At 69.6% G+C, this 18394-nt stretch carries 16 protein-coding genes and 3 pseudogenes; 1 reads left to right on the top strand and 18 read right to left on the bottom strand.

Going from position 1 to position 18394, the window contains the following annotated elements; genetic code table 11:
* Positions 1-123: 123 nt before the first annotated feature.
* The 18 genes and pseudogenes from ACH4FX_RS11195 to ACH4FX_RS11110 form a co-directional block, all read right to left on the bottom strand.
* A complete protein-coding gene (locus ACH4FX_RS11195) occupies positions 124-414 on the bottom strand; it encodes a hypothetical protein (protein ID WP_398477439.1) in 291 nt (96 codons plus the stop codon).
* 173 nt (positions 415-587) lie between these two features.
* Positions 588-809, bottom strand: coding sequence for a hypothetical protein (locus ACH4FX_RS11190; RefSeq protein WP_398477437.1), 222 nt, complete (start codon positions 807-809; stop codon positions 588-590).
* A 5-nt stretch (positions 810-814) separates the two neighbouring features.
* A pseudogene (locus ACH4FX_RS11185) lies at positions 815-1003 on the bottom strand (N-acetylmuramoyl-L-alanine amidase); the annotation flags it as partial.
* Between the two features lie 99 nt (positions 1004-1102).
* A pseudogene (locus tag ACH4FX_RS11180) lies at positions 1103-1876 on the bottom strand (N-acetylmuramoyl-L-alanine amidase); the annotation flags it as partial.
* Positions 1877-1924: 48 nt separating this feature from the next.
* Positions 1925-2284 carry a hypothetical protein gene (locus ACH4FX_RS11175; protein WP_398477436.1) on the bottom strand — a complete coding sequence of 120 codons (360 nt, stop codon included), beginning with the start codon at positions 2282-2284 and terminating at the stop codon, positions 1925-1927.
* Positions 2285-3663: 1379 nt separating this feature from the next.
* Entirely contained in the window at positions 3664-5148 is a 1485-nt protein-coding gene (locus ACH4FX_RS11170; protein ID WP_398477434.1) for a hypothetical protein, read from the bottom strand.
* 24 nt (positions 5149-5172) lie between these two features.
* On the bottom strand, positions 5173-6264 hold the full coding sequence (locus tag ACH4FX_RS11165) for a hypothetical protein (protein ID WP_398477432.1): 1092 nt from the start codon (positions 6262-6264) through the stop codon (positions 5173-5175).
* Positions 6261-7193, bottom strand: a complete 933-nt coding sequence (locus ACH4FX_RS11160) for a hypothetical protein (RefSeq protein ID WP_398477430.1) — start codon at positions 7191-7193, stop codon at positions 6261-6263. Before ACH4FX_RS11160 ends, ACH4FX_RS11165 begins: the two co-directional genes overlap by 4 nt.
* 19 nt (positions 7194-7212) lie before the next feature.
* Complete coding sequence (locus ACH4FX_RS11155; protein ID WP_398477428.1) at positions 7213-8103, bottom strand: hypothetical protein; 891 nt, start codon at positions 8101-8103, stop codon at positions 7213-7215.
* Entirely contained in the window at positions 8100-13049 is a 4950-nt protein-coding gene (locus tag ACH4FX_RS11150) for a phage tail tape measure protein (RefSeq protein WP_398477426.1), read from the bottom strand. Before ACH4FX_RS11150 ends, ACH4FX_RS11155 begins: the two co-directional genes overlap by 4 nt.
* A 76-nt stretch (positions 13050-13125) precedes the next feature.
* Positions 13126-13521, bottom strand: a complete 396-nt coding sequence (locus ACH4FX_RS11145) for a hypothetical protein (protein WP_398477424.1) — start codon at positions 13519-13521, stop codon at positions 13126-13128.
* Complete coding sequence (locus tag ACH4FX_RS11140; protein WP_398477422.1) at positions 13467-14051, bottom strand: hypothetical protein; 585 nt, start codon at positions 14049-14051, stop codon at positions 13467-13469. The genes ACH4FX_RS11145 and ACH4FX_RS11140 overlap by 55 nt, the downstream gene beginning before the upstream one ends.
* Positions 14052-14155: 104 nt before the next feature.
* Positions 14156-14662, bottom strand: a complete 507-nt coding sequence (locus ACH4FX_RS11135) for a hypothetical protein (RefSeq protein WP_398477421.1) — start codon at positions 14660-14662, stop codon at positions 14156-14158.
* Between the two features lie 670 nt (positions 14663-15332).
* Positions 15333-15854 carry a hypothetical protein gene (locus ACH4FX_RS11130; protein ID WP_398477419.1) on the bottom strand — a complete coding sequence of 174 codons (522 nt, stop codon included), beginning with the start codon at positions 15852-15854 and terminating at the stop codon, positions 15333-15335.
* A complete protein-coding gene (locus ACH4FX_RS11125) occupies positions 15851-16084 on the bottom strand; it encodes a hypothetical protein (RefSeq protein ID WP_398477417.1) in 234 nt (77 codons plus the stop codon). The genes ACH4FX_RS11130 and ACH4FX_RS11125 overlap by 4 nt, the downstream gene beginning before the upstream one ends.
* On the bottom strand, positions 16081-16482 hold the full coding sequence (locus tag ACH4FX_RS11120; RefSeq protein ID WP_398477415.1) for an HK97 gp10 family phage protein: 402 nt from the start codon (positions 16480-16482) through the stop codon (positions 16081-16083). The genes ACH4FX_RS11125 and ACH4FX_RS11120 overlap by 4 nt, the downstream gene beginning before the upstream one ends.
* A complete protein-coding gene (locus tag ACH4FX_RS11115) occupies positions 16479-16895 on the bottom strand; it encodes a DUF6093 family protein (protein ID WP_398477413.1) in 417 nt (138 codons plus the stop codon). Before ACH4FX_RS11115 ends, ACH4FX_RS11120 begins: the two co-directional genes overlap by 4 nt.
* On the bottom strand, positions 16888-17256 hold the full coding sequence (locus tag ACH4FX_RS11110) for a hypothetical protein (RefSeq protein ID WP_398477411.1): 369 nt from the start codon (positions 17254-17256) through the stop codon (positions 16888-16890). The genes ACH4FX_RS11115 and ACH4FX_RS11110 overlap by 8 nt, the downstream gene beginning before the upstream one ends.
* Before the next feature lie 94 nt (positions 17257-17350).
* Between ACH4FX_RS11110 and ACH4FX_RS11105 the strand changes: the two are divergent.
* Positions 17351-18288, top strand: a pseudogene (locus ACH4FX_RS11105) (IS5 family transposase).
* Positions 18289-18394: the final 106 nt, after the last annotated feature.

Genomic DNA, 18394 nt, shown 5'->3' with positions numbered 1-18394 from the left:
GACCTTGGCCGGGGGCAACGTCGTGGTGTGGGCACGACGTAGCGGCTCGGGCGGCGCTGCTGCCTGGGAAGTAGCGTACCAGTAGCAGGTTGCGCATACGCGCCAACTAGTGGGTTGGCCCGCTCAGTTGTGGTCTTTCGTCGTTGCGAACGGCCACCCGGAAGCACCTTGCACCTCGCGGCGGGTGGCAGGGGGCGCTTCGCCCTTGCGGTCACCATCCAGTTCGTTGGCCAGGCCGACGCACTTCAGCAGGTGAACCGCAAGGCCCCCGCCGATCGGACGCAGGAGCCGTAGCGTTGGATTCCTACTAGGTGGCGGGGGCCGCGGGCGGCACTGCGCCTTGATCGCCGTGGTGGTCTTGGCGTTCTCGGCAGGCTGGGTCGCCTCGCCTGAACCGAGGATAACTTCAGTCATGGCGAGGAGCAGTTCGGTTGGCAGGTCGGGAACGTACTAGGCAACCAGGGGGAGGGCGGCTTCGGTGATGACTTACACCCGGGTGCTGTGCGTGTGATAGCCGACGGCAGGTTTTCGGAGCACGCGTCGGTCCCCCTTCGCTGACCGAGCGAAGGGGGACCACCATCAGGCATCTACTGGGTGCTGGCAGTCGTGACCTGTGCGGTGCTGCTGAGCGCCTTGGTCGTTTTGGCGTCCTCGATCCGCTGGACTGCTTCTCCCGTACCGAGGATGGCGGCGGCCAGGGCGAGGATCAGTTCGGTCGGAAGGTCGGGGACGTAGTAGGCGACCAGGGCGAGGGCGGCTGCGGCGATGGCGTACAGCCGGGTGCTGTGCGTGTGGATGAAGGTGAGCAAAGGCTTCAGCTTCCGTAGGCGAGTCGGTGGAGCAGGTCCCAGCCACGGCGGCCGATGGCCGGGTCATAGGGATGGCCGGTGGTGAACAGGTTGTGCTTGCGGTTGAAGCCCGCGACGGCCTTCTGCGTCTGCGGCCCGTAGTTGTCCGACAGCGGCACCGAGGGGTCCAGCCAGCCGGTGTCCTTCAGCGCCTGCTGGAGGCCGCGCGCCGACGGTGAGCTGTGGTTCGGTGCGAGCCCGGCGGGGAACGGCGGGGGACTGTACGAACTGCCGCCGCCGAAGGGCGCGCCGGTGCCCGGGAGCTTGAGCTGCTGGCCAGGGGTGATCACGTATGGGGCGGTGAGGCCGTTCGCCTGCGCGATGGCCTTCCAGCTGATCTTCAGCTTGGCGCCGATGCCCGACAGGGTCTCGCCCGGCCGCACCGTGTACGTCGAAGCGGTCGCCCCGCCGGTGCTGGAGCCGCCACCGGTCGGCCGCCCCTTCAGACGTGCGGCGATTCGCGCACGCAGATCACCCATGCCGAAGCCCTTCGGATCGACCTTGCCGGGCTGCCACTCCCGGTGACCGATCACCGACCCGGCGCCCCAGCCGTGCACCCGGCACAGCGCGGTCGCCGCCCGCTCGATCGCCTCCAGCTGCACGTCCGGCCACGGATCCGAGCCGTCACCGAGGTTTTCGCACTCGAACCCGTAGAAGTGCGTGTTGCCGTCGGTATCGGCCTGGTCAGCCGCGGGCAGCGCCCGTTCAGCGATCACAGCGCGCAGCACATCGCCGTCCCCACGGCCGGCATGGTTGGCACGGCCGTTGCCGATCAGGTAGACCGTGCCGTCCTTCGCGATCACTCCATGGCACAGCGGCCCCGGAAGACCCGCGTAACCGTTCTCGCAGATGCTGACCGTGCTGCTCGTGCCGGAGGTGACGGTGTGGTGGATCATCACCCCGTTCACCGGGCCCCACGGCCCCTTTCCATTGCGGTTGTGCGTCCGCCAGCCCGGACGCTCCACCACCTTCACACCCTCTGCCCGCAAGGCAGTCACCAGACGGTCAGGGCTCATCGGCGTCGCCAACTCGGCGCTCACTATCTCCCCGCACCCACAAACTCACCCCTCGACCGGCTACGACGCCGACCCGTGCGACGCCAGCCACAGCTGCAACGTCATCACCAGCAGCGGCGAGACGAACGAACTGATCACCAGCCGCCGCGTCGCAGCCGCCTGCGCCTGATCCTCCCGACGCTGCTGCGCACCACGCTCGACCACCTGCTCATGCTCACTCCGCAGCGCCGACAGGCCGGCTTCGACCTGACCGATGCGCTGCTCGACCACCCGCTGATCCGCCCGATACACATCTTCGGTCACCACATGATCGAGACGGGCGGCGAGCTGGGCGAGGTCACCGCGCAGGTCCTCCCGCAACTGCGAGACAGCACGATGCAGCTCCCACAGCGTGGGCTCGGCACCCGGCGGCACAGACACCGCAATCACTCCCGGCAACCCCACGCCTGATCACGATCGTACGGTGCCCAACGAAGTGGGGAACCGTGGTCCGACCGGCAAGTGCGGCGGCGTCGATTTGAATTTAACGGGTGCGTACACAACAGCTATGTGGGAGGCTCACGCCACCGGTAACTTAAGTGTGCTCGCAAATTGAGCGGAGCCGAACTTGACAACCACACGGTGATCAGCGAGCTCGGGAGGGCGCCGGAGCACCCTCCCGAGATGGAACGCTGTCCGGCCCGCTGAGCTGCTGGCGGCCCCGATGTCGCAAGCATCGGGGACGCCAGCTACAGCAGCGCGTCGACGAACTTGGCCGCCACCGCGGAGACGAGTGCTCCGATGACGATCAATGCCAGTTCGCGTCGGCCCAGCCGGTTGACCAGGTTCCCTAAACGGTGACGCATGCCCACCTCCAGTGGTTCGCCCCGGACCCGATGCCCGGGTACGTGAGTGAACGGAGGCAGCACGTGCTGTCACACGGTGAGGAGCCTACGGCGAATCGCCACTGCCTGATCGGAGAATCAGGAAATCCTTCCTTCTGCGCGGACTGGCCTGGCCATCCGGGCTGCACCAGCAACCATGCGTGAGCCGTAGCGGCTCGGCGCGAGTATCCACCCCGGCTCTACGAGAGGCTTCGTGTCTCAGGTGCCGACTGGGCGGCCATACGCTCTGGCCGTGAAACCTGCCTGTGACCGCACTGATCCTCACCTTCGGGCCCACCTACGTCTTCGTGGTGCTTCCCACCGGCCGACAGGACCGTGCAGGCAGGACGCCGTCGCGCGGACTGCTACCGACCTGATGAATGCGCTGGGGCGGGGGCGGCCCGGCGACGTGCGCTGTACTAATTTGCCATACCCGCCCCCCCGTCAAGTTGGGATGTGACATTCTCGAACGACGCTGACCACCCCCGAACTTTAGGGGGTGGTCAGGCATGGAGCTGTAACGGGTGTGGCCCGGTAGTCGAGTCGTTGCCCCCGGGTGGCATGCCGTTTGGCGAGTGCCGGTCGATGAGGCCCGGGAGGGCGCCGGAGCGCCCTCCCGGGGCGGAACGCTGACAGGCTCACTGAGCGGCTGGCGAACTTGGTGCGGCCTAGGCACCAGGTTCGCCAGCTACAGCACGGAGTCGACGAGCTTGGCCGCCACCGCGGAGACGACTGCTCCGATGACGAGTAGCGCCAGTTCACGTCGGCCCAGCCGGTTGACCAGGTTCCCTAAACGGCGACGCATGCCCACCTCCGGTATTCGCCCCGGACCCGATGTCCGGGTACACGAGTGAACGGAGGCAGCACGTGCTGTCACACGGTGGGGAGCCTACGGCGAACGACCGCTGCCGGAGCAGAGAATCAGAAAATCGGCGCTCAGCTGGCGCGGCAGGTGATGCCGTCGAAGCCGATCCAGGAGGCCCGGCTGCCGACCATCGGGTACAGCCGCAGTGAACCATCGGCGTTGATGTCCAGACGGATGATGGTGCCGCCGGCAGACGACGGTGCCAGGACGCGGCGAACGCCGGGGGGCTGGTAGCCGTCGGGGAGGGCGGCGATCAGGCGTCCGCTGCGGATCTCAGGGTCGGCGAGGTTGACGTACCCGCACAGTTCGAGGGTGCCCGTTGCCGTCACTCGTACGTGCGGGTACTGGGAGCCCGAGGTGACGTTGGGCACAAGGGTGAGCGGCTGCCAGTCGCTGGCGGGGCGCGTGATCCACCCCTCCACAGCTATGCCGTCCGAGGTCAGCGTGGCTGAGGCCACCTTCCGGTCGGAAACGGTGGTGACGGAGAACTGGGTGCCGGTGGCTTCAACGGTGGTGTTGGCGCGCAACTGCCCGTCCGAGTCGCCGGGGGCTTCGGGGCCGTCTTCCACATCAATGCGGAACAACGCGGTCTCGGCGGGGCCCCTGCCGCTGGCACCGTAGATGGTGACGTTGCCCTGCTCCCGGTTCAGGCCCGTTGAGGCGGTCAGCGTGAAAGCGCCGCCGTGCTCGTGAAGCTGGGGCGAGCGCAGTTGCAGGGCGGAGGTATCGGGCCGGTTCCAGCGGTCGATCTGCACGGCCGGCGCGGTCAGCTCCACGGTCGGAAAGGCCGTGCCGTCCGACTTGTTGTTGGCCCGCAGCGCACCGGGAGCCTTCTCCAGGTCGGATGCCGAGTGCAGCAGCACGGAAGGAATCTGCTCCAGCGGCGCGGGCGGGGTCGGGGTGACGACGACACGGTTGCCGTCGGCGCCGGTGCGTACCGTGCTGCCGGTGACGATGGCGCCGTCAATGCGGCCGCCGACGATGCGCTTGCCGGTGATGGCGTCGGCCGCCAGGCTCTCGGCGGTGACCGCCCCGGCCTGGATATCAGCCGCCGCAGCCTGGCGTGGAGTGCTCTCCACGGCAGTCGACGCGGGCCCGGCGACGCCGGCCAGGGTCCGCGCCCGCAGCCTGACCCACCAGGCGGTGTAGGGAAGGGGCACGGTGACGGTGCCGCCCTGGGCGGTTTCGATGGTGTCGCGCAACGTGCCCTGCGACGGCTCGAAGCCGGCATCCGGGCCGACGTGTACTTCGATACGGGCGAAGTCCAGTGGCGCGGCAGCCTCGTCGGTGAACGCGCCATCCCACGTAACAGTGAGGGCGGCCAGTGCCGGAGCCACGGTCGGCGGCGCTGGGGTCGGGGGCTGGGGTCCGTTGACGACGGTGACGCCGCTGGTGCCGTCGGGCTGCTGGCCGACCAGCGCGCGCAGAGAGCCGTGTTCGTCGTAGACCTGGACGGCACCGCCTTCGATGGAGGCGTTGGTCAGGCGCGGGGAGCGGATGACGGTGCGCAGCATCCGCTCGATCTGGGTAATGCGGGCACCGAGGTCAGCAGGCACTGTGTGGATCTCCTTCGTCAGAGGTCAGACGGCGGTGGCGTAGTGGAAGGTGTCGGCGCGGCGCAGGTCGAGGGTGGCGGTCTCGCCGGCATCCGTGTCGGGGTGCAGGGTCCAGCCGGTGATGCGGCACCAGCCGGACCAGTCGCCCCACTCGTCGCGGATGGTGACCTGTACGTCGTCCCCGACCTGCCAGGACCCGAAGGGGGCGGCGGGGTGGTTGCGGATAGTGATCTGCTCGACTTCGCCCATCTGCTGGCGCCAGGCCCGTTCGGTCTTCGCCCGTTGGGCGAGGACGTCTGTGCTGCGTACATCGGGCAGTTCCAGGACGTGTTCGAGGCGCAGACGGCCGTTGCGCACAGCGTCGATGGCGCGCTGCTGGGCGCGGCCTTCGCCGCAGCCGGTGGCGATGACGACCTGGGCGTACTCATCGGCGCTGTAGGTGACGGGGGCGCGGTCGGTGATGTTCAGGCCGCTGGCGAACATCAGGTCGCGGCGCCGGGTGCCGAGCCGTGGGTAGCCGAGCCGGATGCGGCGCACCGGGCGGCCGTCGGCGTCCCACCAGGTGGTGCAGGAGTAGTCGGGGGAGTCGGGCGCCTTGACCAGGTCATCGATCTGGTCGCCGAGGACCGGCGTTTCCCACCAGCGCGAATGCCACGGCTCGCCGGGCGTGCCCACCGTCCCCTGAGAGACGGCCGGATCGACGGTGATTCCGAGGTCTCCGTCGGGGATGGACTGGGCGTAGGCGACGATGTCGCGGATGATGCGGCACGGGTCCCCGTGCACGTACGGGCCCCGGCCGCCGAGCTCGCCGTCCAGGTCATGACGGCGCTGAAGGTACGAGGTCCAACCGGCGGCTTCGATCTTCAACTCGTTGCCCTCCGGTTCGGCCTGCCACACGAGGCCGCCCCAGCGCAGGAACCCGTCGCGCTCGGCGTAGAGGACGACCGTTCCCGGACTGGCGAGCTCGGGAACCAGCCCAGCCAGGTGCGGTTTCAGAGAGCCGCGCAGGTGGCCGGGCCCATTGAGTTCTTCACCGAATTCCACGTCGGTCAGCGGCAGGTGCTGGGTGAGCCACTGGCCGGTCAGGGCGTGCTGGGTCAGGTAGCGGTAGCTCACACCGGGCCCTCGGTGAACTCCACATCGCAGACGATGGAAGTCCCCTCATCAGCCGACAGGTCGCCCTTCATGGTCGTGGCCATCCGCGCTTCGAGGTACAGCTGTTGGGTGGTGCCGCGGTATTCGGCTGGCACGGCCAGGGTGTCGGCGATCACGGCGGTGGTGCGGCGCACGCCCTTGCCCTGGTCGTCGTCGATGACGGTGCCCTCGCTGGGCCGGTTGCCCAGGACGAGGCGCACGACGCCGTAGACGTTGTCGAAGTCCAGGCGCAGCCCGGCGAGCGTGAGCACGATGATCGCCTTCGTTGCCCACGGGGGAATAGTGATCTTCCACTGGGCCTCCGGGGGCCAGGTGTGCCACTGGTCGTCGTCCTGCCACGCCTTGGACAGGGTGTGCGGGTAGGAGGTGCGCAGCGACCGCTCCCGTCGCGGGTTGGCGACGTTGCGCAGGTCCTGGATCATGCCGGCGGTGATGGTGGCGGTGGAGGCCGGTATGTCGAGCCGGGCGAGCGCGATGCCGGTCACCCCGGGGGGCGGGGCCGTGGCGGTCGTGGGGACGTTGGGGATCACATCGAAGGTGTTGATGGCGTCCTTCGCCGGGTCGAGGCCGCCCTCATACTCGGGGTCGGTGATGCGCAGCACGATCAAATCCGAGCGCGGTGTAGCGCCTGTGGGTGCGATGGGGATGGTGGCGGCGCCGATGTTGTAGGCGGTGTAGGAGCCCTGCCAGGCGTTGGCCTGCCCCCGGATGACGGCCGAGCCGTCCGCGATCTGCACGCCTCCGCCGGGCACCGGCAGCGGGGTGACCTTCAGGTCGGCGGCCTCGGTGATGCCTTCACCGCCGCGGGACAGATCGCGGATCATCATGCGGAACGTCTGGGCGGAGTGCGTGGCGCCGTCGACAAGCAGCGGGGCCTGGGCGAGCGTCATCGGTCGTATGTGTCCTTGTTCAGAGAGCTATGAAGGCGTCGCGCCAGGCGACAGTCAGGCGGGCGGTGGCGGTCGGATCGGCAGCGGTCCAGCGGATTTCGGAGCGGCCGGGCGACAGAACGAAGGTGTCCAGCCGGTCAGGGACGGCGACGGTGCCGCCGTTGTCGCGCACGGCCATGGCCTGGCCGGGCCGGGTGTCCACCCGCACCCACTGGCCGGCGCCGAGCACCACCGGCAGCCGCAGCGTCCGGCCGGTCTCGGCATGGATGATCGCGGGGTTGGCGCACGGCCCGTACACCGTGATCACCGGGTGGGTATCGAGATCGCCTGCGTTGGTGACCCAGCCCGGCCGGTGCTGCCCGGACGCCGTGCCACTGGTGACCTTGATCGGGGCGTGCACGGGGGCGGTGAAGCCGCCGCCGGACAGCCAGCCGAGCCGCAGCGCAGTCTGCTGCTCGGCGTCGGCGTAAAAGCGCGGGTCGGTGGCCGTGAACTCGATGTCGAGCGGCACCCAGCCGTGGGCCGCATCCGCCCACGTGGGATCGAGCTTGGTCAGCCGCCCGAACAGGACGCGGACCGGGGAGCCGGGCCACTTGATGCGCAGTGGCATCACCGCCCCGCCGCTCAGGCGCAGCCGCGGGTCGTCGGCCGCGCGCTGGAGGTCGGCGACGATCTGCCGTGCCGCTGCCGGATCGCCGGGCGTCTTGACCGCGCAGTCGATGCGGACCGTGCGCGGCTCGTAGAAGTCCGGGGACGGCCAGGCTCCGTCGGCGCCGGGCCGGGGGACCGGTTCACCGCGCACGCCGGCGCGGCCGAGCCCTTCAATCTCCGCGACCGGCACGGGCGTGCCGTGGCCGATCACGATGCCGCCGAACTCCAACTGCCACTCTTTCAGTTCCGGGGCGCTCATCGCAGGGCGCCTCCGCGCTTGGCCCGACGCATCTGGTACGCGACCACGTCGGCGATGTCGTTCGCCGACGCCGTGCTCTGGCGCACGTGGATGGTCTGGCTGCCGATCGCCGGGGCCTGGTGCACGATCACCACCCGGGAGCGGCCGGCGGCGGCATCGACCAGACGGCGCGGCGCCAGGTCGTAGCCGAACCGGTCAGCGGTGCGCGCCAGCACCGCCGTGGCCCGGCCGCGCTTGGCCGCCGCATGCGGGATGTAGGACTCGCCGCCGGTGGAGCGTTCGGCGAACTTAATCAGCCCGTTCGGTGACGGCGAGGAGTAGATGCCCGGCGCCCACATGCCGCCGTCCGCATAGGCACGCCCGGCGTTCGCCTTCACCAGGTCGGACAGGAACCGGTCAGCCTTGCCGGTGCCGCGGATCTGGTTTGTGGACAGGTTGGCGACCTCGATCAGCCGGTCTTCCTCCAGCCCCGCGAGCTCTGCGACCGCATGCAGCCCGCGGCCCTTCGCCAGGGAGCTGATGATCTTCACCAGGTCGGTGAGCTGGTCACCGTCGAGAACCTTCGCCGCGTCCTTGGCGACCTGGTTGGCCTGCCGGGCCTTGCTGTTGTCCTTGACGGCCTGCGCGGCGAGGGCTTCGGCGTTGGCGTCGCCCTGCTGCGCCAGGCGCCTCGCCAGGTCGCCGTAGCCGCTGCCCGCCAGGCGGGCCAGGTTGTTCTGGAAGGCGGTGGCGTCCTTGACCGCGCCCGCGAGCTGGCCGGTGTAGTCGGCCAGCGACGACCGCGCCGCCCCGGCCAGTGACCGCAACTGGGCGGCCATGTCGCTGATGTAGCGGTTGGAGCCGCGGGCCATCTTCCGCGTCAGGGCGATGCCGTCCTCGCCCATGTCCTCCAGCGCCTTGGCGACCTCCGACCCCGCGCGCCGCGCGACGGTGGCCAGATCGCCGCGCCATGCCTGCGCGGTGCGTACGGAGGAGTGCAGGTTGCGCTCGAACAGGCCCAAGTCGAAGTGCTCGTCGCCGTGCTTGTCCTTGCGCTGCGACTTCGACACCACATCCGAGACGGTCAGCCCGGTGCTGCCCACCGGCTGGTACGACCAGTCCGACAGCCCGCCGGCCGCGTGGTAGGTGACGGTGCCGCCGAAGCGGTTGGCCACCTGCTCCAAAATGGCCTTCGACCGGGCCCGCTTGGAGGAGGCAAAAGGGATGTATGCCTCCCCAAAAGTCTCGTCCTCCGCCCATATGCGCCATTCGCCGCCCTTGGCGATCTGCGCCACGTGGTTCTCGCGCGTACCGCCGTCGGCGTAGGTGACGATGCCGCCGCTGGCCTGCTTCATCAGCGGCACACCGTTGACCTGCGCGCCGATATAGCGGGTCTGGACGTAGTTGGTGATGGTGCGCCCACTCAGAGAGTTGATCGCCTGCTGGATCGCGGACACATTGGAGGTGGCCGGTCCGGTGGGCACCGTGACCGTCACGGTCTTGCTGCCGGGCACGTCATTGACCGAGAAGCCCAGAGCTTCGAGCTGCGCACGCGCCTCACCGGTCGGCGCGGCGACCGTGACCGTCTTGCCGCCCGGCACCCCCGCGACTGCCTGCCGGACCGCCTCCAGGCTCGTGATCGTCGCCTGCGTCGACGAGGAGACAGCGACGTGCTTCGCGCCGGGCGTCGCCGCGATCTTCGCGATGAGTTGGTCCAGGCTGCTGCGCGCCGCATCGGTCGGCGCGGTCACCTGGACGGTGCGGTCCTTGAGGTCCTTGATCTTGAAGCCGAGGCTGGTCAGCTTCTCCCGGGCCTCGTTGTCCAGACTGGAGACGGTGATCGTCTTCTGGTCCGGGGTGGCTTTCAGCGTCTGCTGCACGGCCATGAGCTGCGCCATCACCGGCTCCATGCCGGCGGTCTGCAGCAGGATGGACACGTTGGCGGGCACCAGGCCCGCCGCATCCGCGAGCTTCGCGGCCTGCTCGGCGCTCAGCCCGTAACCCTCGGCCGTGGCGATCGCCGAAGCGCGGGCCTTGGCCATCTCCGCCTGCGCCGCCTTCAGCGACTCCGGCACGCTCTTGCCCTGCGACTGCGCGAACTCGTAAGCCGCCTGCGCCGCGTCCGCGGAGTTGGTGGACAGGCCCTGAAGGGTGTCGTACAGCTTCTGGCCGTTGCGGGTAACCGTGGACAGCGAGCCGTCCACGTTCAGCAGCGCATCGCGGTAGCCGTCCGCCTCGTCCACGCCGCCCTTGAGCGAGTCCTTGGCGTCGGAGACCGACCGGTTCAACCTGGCCTGGGCGGCCGACAGGTTCACCGACCCGCCGGCCAGAACGTTGAGGGCGTCGTGCAGGGCGCGGGCCCGGCTGTCGGCGTCCGAGGTGGTGTCGGACAGGCGCCGCATCGCGTCAGAGAACTTCCCGAACGGGCCCAGCGCCGCGCTCGCCCCCGCCCCGCTGCGCCCGGTCGCATCCGCCAGATCCCGGGCGTCCTTGGCGGCCTGGTTCATCTCGCCCTTGACCGAGCCGAGCGCCTTGGCCGCGTCGTAGGCGGCCTGCCCCTTCTCCGAGTACGTACGGAACGCGCCCGCGGCCGTGTACCGCATGTCGCTGTTGGCGCTGGCGGTCAGCCGCAGGCTGCGCTCCAGCGCCTCCAGCCCGCCGTTCTGCCCGAGGTAGGCGTCGGTGAGCTGCCGTACGCTCACCCCGGCGCCGCGCATCACATCCACCAGGCGGCTCTTGCCGTCGAACACCTTGGTGTCCATGACCGACTGCGCGGCCGTCGCCCGCACACTGTCGGTGATCGCCCCGTTGGACTCCCGCAGCGCCTGCGTGAGCGTGCTGATGCGCGACTGATGCTCGGCGGCCTCCTGCGCCGCCTGCTGCTGCCGGTCGGCCAGCATCGACAGCCCCACACCGGCACCGGCGATCGCCACACCGAACGGCCCGCCCAGCGCCCCCATCAGCCCGCGCGCAGCCCCGCTGAGCCCGGCCCCGATCGAGCGGGCTAGCCCGGAAGCCGGGCCGTTAGCGGAGCGGAACGCCGACGCCATCCGGCCCACGACCGGCACCCGGTTCTCCAGCACGGCGAACGCCGCACCCATCCGGCCGATCTCCCGGCCGTTCGCGGCGGCGAGCTGCTGCTGCTCGCGCATCTGCGCCCCGGCCGACCGGAACGCCCCGACCACCGGCCCGGTCACGGTGCGGGCCAGGTTCTGCATCATCGGCGTGACCCGGCGCGCCAGCAGCATCGCGGCGATCGCCGTCTGCACCGGGCCCGGCAACGCCGCAAAACCGTGCACCAGCGCGGCGATGAAATGCCCGATAGGCACCAGCACGCCCGACAGCATTCCGAAGCCGCGGCTGGCCAGGTTCGCGGCCGTGACGACCATGTCCAGCGCCGACGCTCCGCCGCCCGCTTCGCTCGCCACGTCGCTGATGGCCTCGGCGACGGGGGAGGCGGCATCCCCGATGTTGTGCAGTACCCGCAGGCCCGCACGGCCGACGTTGACCAGGATGTTCAGCCCGGCGGCGACGGTGTCGAGGGCGAGATCCTTAAGCGGCTTGCCGAGCCCGGAAAACGAGTCCGTCAGGTCGTCGATCTCATCGGAGGCAGCCTTGGCCAGCCCCGGCCGGGCCAGGGTGTACAGGTCATGCAGGTAGTCGAGCCCGGACGCGATGTGCGGGGTGGCGGCGCCGAGCCCGGCCGTCAGCAGCCGGGTGACCTTCTCCAGCCCCGGCGCCGCCGCCGTGTACAGGACCTGCCCGGTGTTGGACCACTGCGTTTTGAGCTGGCTGACCGCACCCGACAGGCCCTTGGTCTGCGATGCGGCGATCTCCCCGGCCGCGCCCGTACGGGCGATGGCCGTGTGCATCTGGTCGAAAGACGCAGCGCCCTGGTGGGCGAGAGCCGCCGCACCGGCCAGCGCCGGCTTGCCCACCACCGCGGAGGCCGCGGCGAGAAAGTCCTTTTGGGACATGCGGTGCTGGGCCTTCTCCAAGCCCTCAATCACCGTCCGCAGGCCCTTGAAGTTGCCCTGCGAGTCCCACGCCTCGATGTTCAGTTCCGTCAGGCCCCGCTTCGCGGCCGCGGTCGGCTTGGCGAGGTTGGTGAGCATCCCGCGCAAGGACGTTCCTGCTTTGGAGCCGAGGATGCCCGAGCGGGCCAGCATCGCCACCGCCGCCGAACAGTCCTCGATCGAGATGCCCAGCTGTGCGGCGACGGGGCCGGTGTAGGACATCGCGTAGTAGATATCCTGCAACCCGCCCGACGCGGCGTTCGCCGACGCCGCGAGCACGTCCGCGGCCCGTCCGGCGTTGTTCGACGACAGACCGAACTGGTCCATCACGTCGCCCAGGTAGCGGGCGGCGTCGGCCGCGGACAGGTTGTCGGCGGCGGCGAGCTGCATCGCGGCGCGGGCGTTGGCCAGCGACGAGGTGGAAGTCTGACCGGCCTTGGCCAGCTCCAGCATCGCCTCCGCGGCCTTGGCCGCCGACGTGCCCGGCAGCGTCAGGTCCGCACCCAGCTCGCGGGCCTTGGCCGCGGCCTGGACCATCTCGACGCCCGAGGCGCCGGTGACTGCGCCCCACTTGTTGATGGACCGCTGGTACTCGTTGCCCTCCTTGGCGATCTCCGCCAGACCGGCAACGATGCCGCCGCCCACCACCAGGTCGCGCAGGTGGTGCAGCTCCTGCCGGGCGGAGAGCACACCGTGCCGCAGGCGGCTCATCGACGCGTGCCCGTCCGCGCCGACCCGCCGCAGCCCCGCCCCGGCCTCGTGGGAGGAGCGGCCCACCGACCGCAGGCCGGCGGCAGCGGCCCGGCCGCCGTCGCCGATACGGCCCAGGCCGCCGCGCAGGGCGTCGGTGTCGCGCCGAAGCTCCCGCATCGCGCGCGACGCCTGCCGCACCTGCGAGAGCAGATGCGCCGCATCAGCGCGCATCTGCACGCTGAGCGTGTAGTTCGACACCGGGCGGCGCCCTAACTCCCCGCGCCCTGCCCTTCACCCCGGCGGCGTCGCCCCAACGCCGCCGGAGGTCCTACTGCTACTGCTGGTGGTGCTGCTCGCGCGGCACCAGACCGATACGCACCCCGTAGCCGGCGGGGCCGTCCGGCACCTGGTCCTGCTCCGTGGCGATCAGCTCACAGCCCACGCACCGCACCGTGGTCGTCACGTACGCATACCGGTCACCACCCTGCTCCTCGTCCCACTCCGCGGCCCGGGTTCCGCACTGCTCACACACGCTGCGCCGGTACGCCTCAAACGCCAGCGCCTTGACCCGGTCCGTCTGCGACCAGCGGCCGTCCCCGGCCCCGAGGAAGAACGAGTGAGGGATCCGGTAGCGGTCGCACAGCTCCAGCTCCGCCCGAAGCTGCGCGTCCGCGATCAGTCTTTTCCCAACTCCTCCGTACTGGCCCGGCTGATCTGCTGCGCCTGCCACGCCGCCGCGAACAGCGCGTTCGCCTCACCCGCCGGCCAGGAATCCAGCAGATCTTGGGCGTCCTCCTCGGACAGGCCCTCGACCTCGGCCCCGGACTCGTCCCGCTCGATGTGCGCCGCGGCGACCAGAGCGGCCGGGAACGTCTCGGGGTTCCAGGCATCCCCGTCCTCGGCCTGCTCCTCCGTCGGCGGGAACCGCCGGATCAGACCGTCCAGCACCGGCCGCGGCAGAGCCCGAAACGTCAGCGACAGCGACGCCGCCTCGTACGCGGTCTGCGCCTCCTTCAGCTCCACCTCGGCCCGCTCGACCTCCGCAGGATCAGCGCCCGTCTCGGCGTCGGCCATGCGCAGCCGCGCGGCCTCCAGCTTCGCCTGGTCCAAACGTTTCTTCGCAGCCAGGTCGTCACACAGACGCAGCGTGTACTCGGGAAGCTGCCTCGCGCGGAGCCGGGCGAGCTTGCGCGCCCAGTGCGCGTCACGAGCGACCGCCTCAGCGGGCGGGGCAGCGGGGAAGGGGGAGGTGCCGGGCATGGAGGACTCCAGGAGAACAGGCCCGGCCGGGCCGCGGGCAGGCGCCGAGGAGGGGGTGGGACGCCGCTGCGTGCGCACCCGGCCGGGAGCGGGAGGGGGCCGGGTTACTTGTCGAACTTCGGCGGCGACGGGGTATCAGCGGCCGGAACTTCGGCGTCCTGCGTCGGCTTCTCCGTGATCGAAAACGACACGGTGAACTTCGCGGCCTCGTTGTCGGTCGAGTAGTTCGGCGACCGGGAGCCGATCCGGACGGGGAAGACGTCCATGGACCGGTTGCCGGGCACGTCGCCCTTGCGCAGGAACACGACCCAGCCCGTGGCGTCCTTGGTGAGCAGCTGCTCGATCTCGTCGCTGACCTTGTCCTCGTAGAACCCCAGCGAGGAGTCGTCGGCCTTGTCGCTGCCCGGGATGCTGCTCTCGAACGTGCTGCCCAGGTCCGGCGTTTCGATGGGCTGGTTGGCGAGCGTCCACCCGTCGATGGAGGCGATGGCGTTCGTCAGGTCCGTGCCGGCCTTCAGCTCCGGGCGGGTGGGCACGTTGCCGCTGTCGGCAACCTTCTCCAGCCACAGAACACGGGTGACGCCCCGGCGGCTGTACTTCTTGACCTGCAAGGCTTGCTGTCCGATTCCGGGACGGCAGCCATACGTGCAGTGGTGGGATGGCCCCGCCCCTCGACGTCGTGTCGGGGAACCGGCCCATCCCGAAGAACCGGGTGGGCGTCCGCGCGGGGCCTCCGCGGTGAGGGCGCGACCAGCTCAGCGAAGCCGAATGCCGAGTCGTGCACTGATCACGATACTGCGCCCAGCCGAACGGCTTTCCGCGCACAGGTTGGCACTTCCAGACGAACGGCCGATGCCAGAGCTCTACTGTCAACTGCGCCCGCCTGGTGGCTCAACACCTGGCCGTGACAACTGATCGGCCGAGATACCGACAATCACGCGCGCGCGTCGGTGCGTTCACGTAGCCTGACGCTCAGGCAGCAACGAGACGTGCCTACCTCACTCCCTCACTCCAAGCGGTTCCGGCAGATGGAGATGAGGAGGCAGAGCATGACCGGTAAACACCGGCGTGGTCGAGGGTCGATGTTGTCCCGGTTGCGGAGGATCAGTCGCGGTTTAGTCAAGGTGCTCAAGGCAGCGGGCCCGTATATCGGCCTGCTGATCTCGATCTGCCCTGACCGACCTAACGACTGATCCCCCGCGGTGAAGAGGCGGCGAGGGTGCAGGTCCCGGGAAGGTCAGCACTCTCGTCAGCCTCCATCGCGCGCTAACGCAATGTCTCTTAAGACTCTACAGACCACCCAACGCACTCCGCAGTGCATTCGGGAGTACTCGCTGTACGTACATCCAGCCGCGGCGATCTCGCCCCGGACGCTCGCCCGCTGGCAGACAGGCAGAACCGTTGTGGGTAGCTGACGACACCTGCGGCGGACTCCACGTCGTCCGTGCCGGAATCGACCTTCAGCTCCCGCGCCCAGACGTCGACGTCCGGCACGTCAATCGGACAGCACCAGCCGCCGGTCGCGGTGCGTTCGAGGACCGCGCGCCGTACTCGGTCGGCCATCCACTCCGCCTGATCTGTACGGGCGGCGACGGCTGTCACCTGGTATAGGAGCTCCGAGTCCTCCGACGCGTCGGCCAGGGGCGCGCCGCCAACGGGGCCGCCTTGCGGGTACAGCACCAGGTACGGCATCTCGGCCGGCTGGCCTTCGACGATCGGCAGCTTCCCGAGCCCGCACGGTCTGCCGGTGGCTTCGGCCAGTGTGCGGCGGAAGGCTTGGGACACGGCAGCGCGGTCGATCATTGGTCGTCTCCCGGGAATCCTCTGCCGGTTTCGATGGACAGGGTTCCGTACCGGCACAGTCCGACGGTGTCCCAGTCGGGCACGCCTGGTGTGGTGATCACGGGCAGGGTGCGTTCGCCGTCTTCGTCCAGGACCTCGGCGATCACGACGGCGCGGGCGAGCATGCCCAGTTCCCAGTCGCCGAAGACTTCCGCCAAGGCCGTTTCGATCTCTTCGGGCAGTTCGTTCACAGCGACCTCTTCACCGCGTCGGTCAATTCCCGCACGAGAACAGGCCCGGCTTGGTCGACGGCCGGGCCCAGGTGTGGGAAGGGTGGTTGCGCGTAGTGTCGGCCGAGGCTGTCGGCGCCGACGAATCCGAACTCCAGCCGCCGCGCCTGCGCCGCAGTGGTGCCTACCTCGGCGATGACCACAGGGCCCGCGGCCTGTACGTCGGAGCGCCAGGAGGCCCGATACTTGCCGGTGATCACGCGCGGTCCCGGGCGGCCGGAGGCGTTGTGCTGCACCTGCTCGACCAGCGCCTGGGCGCGGTGCCGCATCACGGCGTTCATCGCGGCCTGCGTCTGGGCGGCCCTTCGTTCCAGGGCGGCGGCCAGCGCCGCGGGGTCGGTGAACGCGCCGCCGTTCATGCGTCCGCCTTGCGGTTGTGCTCCTCCAGCCACACCGTGCGCAGCGCGGGAACCGAGGACACCTCGCCGAGCGCCGCGACCCGGTAGGTACGGCCGACGGCCTGCTTGTCACGGGCCTCGACCATCTTCACGGTGTCGTCCTCGCGCAGCTCGGGCGCATCGAGCGGCAGCAACAGCCGGTACCCGGCCCGCACCTCTTCGACCCACGCACCTTCGTGGCCGCCCTTGCTGCGGATCCGTTCCTGGTGCCCGTACAGCCCGGCCTTGCCCGAGTGCACCTCCAGCGCAGGAGCAGGCACGAGGGCGCCCGTCCGCGGGTCGAGCGCGTCCTCACCGACCTCACGGGTGACGAGCACCGTGTCCGGCATCAGGTGCCGCTCGGCGAACCGGGCGAGACCGCGCAGATCAAGCACTCAGCACCCACTCCCGAAGCTGCGCCAGCACCCCGCGCGTCAGCTCCCCCGGCTCACCGTCGAGATCATCACGGGCGAGGACGGCTTCATCGAGCTTGCGCCAGTCCATCGCGTCCAGGAACCCGGCCACGACCTGCCGCACATCCGCCGGCTCGATCACCACGTCCGCCAGGCCCTCGAACCGCACACCGTTCCAGCCCTGGGCCACGTACAGCGTGACCTCGGGTCCCTCGTCCACGGTCTGGGTGATCCGGTACGCCTCCACCGACGAGGCGACATCGTGGCCGTCGATCTCGGCAATCGTCGTCTCGTCGGGCGCGGCGCAGATGCGGACATGACGGTGCTCCTCGTACGTGCTCATGCTTTGGAGCCTAGGTGTGTGAAGACAACGGGGTGCCACGTAGGCCGTGGGCCTAGGGCGTGTCTCTTCGATCAGGTAGTTCGTTGTCCTGGGCATGCTCAGCAGAGGGGATCTGACGGACGGCGAGTGGGCAGTACTGGAGCCGCTGCTGCCGGTGAGCAACAACCGGTGCGGCCGGTGGCGAGACCACCGGCAAGTGATCAACGGCGTCATTCATCGGCTCAGCACCGGAGTTCAGTGGCGTGAACTGCCCGAACGCTTCGGCTCATGGAGGACCGTCCACAAGCGGCATCTGCTGTGGTCGGCCGACGGCACCTGGGAGATACTCCTTCAACACCTCCAAGCCGCTGCCGATGTCGAGGGGGACCTCGACTGGAACGTCAACGTCGACTCCACCTCCGTGCGCGCCCATCAGCATGCCGCCGGTGCCCTCAAGAAGCCGCCGCCTGCCCCCGTCGGCTCCTCAAAAGGGGTGCCACAAAGATCAGTTCACCTGCGTGCGCACATCTCCCTGCGGCTCCGGCCGGAGGAGGCGGTGCCCCGGGCGAGGCTCTCGGCCGCTCCCGCGGCGGGCTGACCACCAAGATCCACGTAGCCGCCGAGGGCCGCTGCCGCCCGTTGTCCCTGCTCATCACGCCGGGGCAGCGGGCGGACTGCACTCAGTTCGAACCGGTCATGGACAAGATCCGCGTTCCCCGCACAGGACTCGGGCGGCCCCGCCGCACCCCGGACAGCGTCTCCGCCGACAAGGTGTATAGCAACCGCAAGATCCGTGCTTACCTCCGCAAGCGCGGCATCCGGCACGTGATCCCCGAGAAGAAGGACCACAAGTCCGCCCGCCTGCGACGGGGGTCACGCGGCGGACGCCCGCCGGGCTTCGACAAGGCACGATACAAAGATCGCAACACGGTGGAGCGGACGATCAACAAGCTGAAGCAGTTCAGAGCGGTCGCCACCCGCTATGACAAGCGCGGATACGTCTTCCTCGGCACTGTCACCGCCGCCGCACTCCTCATCTGGCTCCGCTCGTGACCGCAGCGACGAACTGATTGTTGCTGCATCGTGCCCCGCCGCTGGGGGCCGAGGTGAGCGAAATGAGCCGAAGCTCAGGAGTTGTCACTAGCGGGACCGGCTGAGC

Origin of the sequence: Streptomyces sp. NPDC018019 (assembly GCF_044327805.1) — a bacterium.
Lineage (GTDB): Bacteria > Actinomycetota > Actinomycetes > Streptomycetales > Streptomycetaceae > Streptomyces.
Note: the sequence above shows the minus strand (reverse complement) of the source record. Positions and strands in the feature narration are given on the sequence as shown.

Bases quoted from the DNA above. Each gene is read 5' to 3' on its own strand.
- ACH4FX_RS11195 (WP_398477439.1), bottom strand. From the start codon at position 414: ATGACTGAAGTTATCCTCGGTTCAGGCGAGGCGACCCAGCCTGCCGAG.
- ACH4FX_RS11160 (WP_398477430.1), bottom strand. From the start codon at position 7,193: ATGACGCTCGCCCAGGCCCCGCTGCTTGTCGACGGCGCCACGCACTCC.
- ACH4FX_RS11155 (WP_398477428.1), bottom strand. From the start codon at position 8,103: ATGAGCGCCCCGGAACTGAAAGAGTGGCAGTTGGAGTTCGGCGGCATC.
- ACH4FX_RS11140 (WP_398477422.1), bottom strand. From the start codon at position 14,051: ATGCCCGGCACCTCCCCCTTCCCCGCTGCCCCGCCCGCTGAGGCGGTC.
- ACH4FX_RS11130 (WP_398477419.1), bottom strand. From the start codon at position 15,854: ATGATCGACCGCGCTGCCGTGTCCCAAGCCTTCCGCCGCACACTGGCC.
- ACH4FX_RS11120 (WP_398477415.1), bottom strand. From the start codon at position 16,482: ATGAACGGCGGCGCGTTCACCGACCCCGCGGCGCTGGCCGCCGCCCTG.
- ACH4FX_RS11110 (WP_398477411.1), bottom strand. From the start codon at position 17,256: ATGAGCACGTACGAGGAGCACCGTCATGTCCGCATCTGCGCCGCGCCC.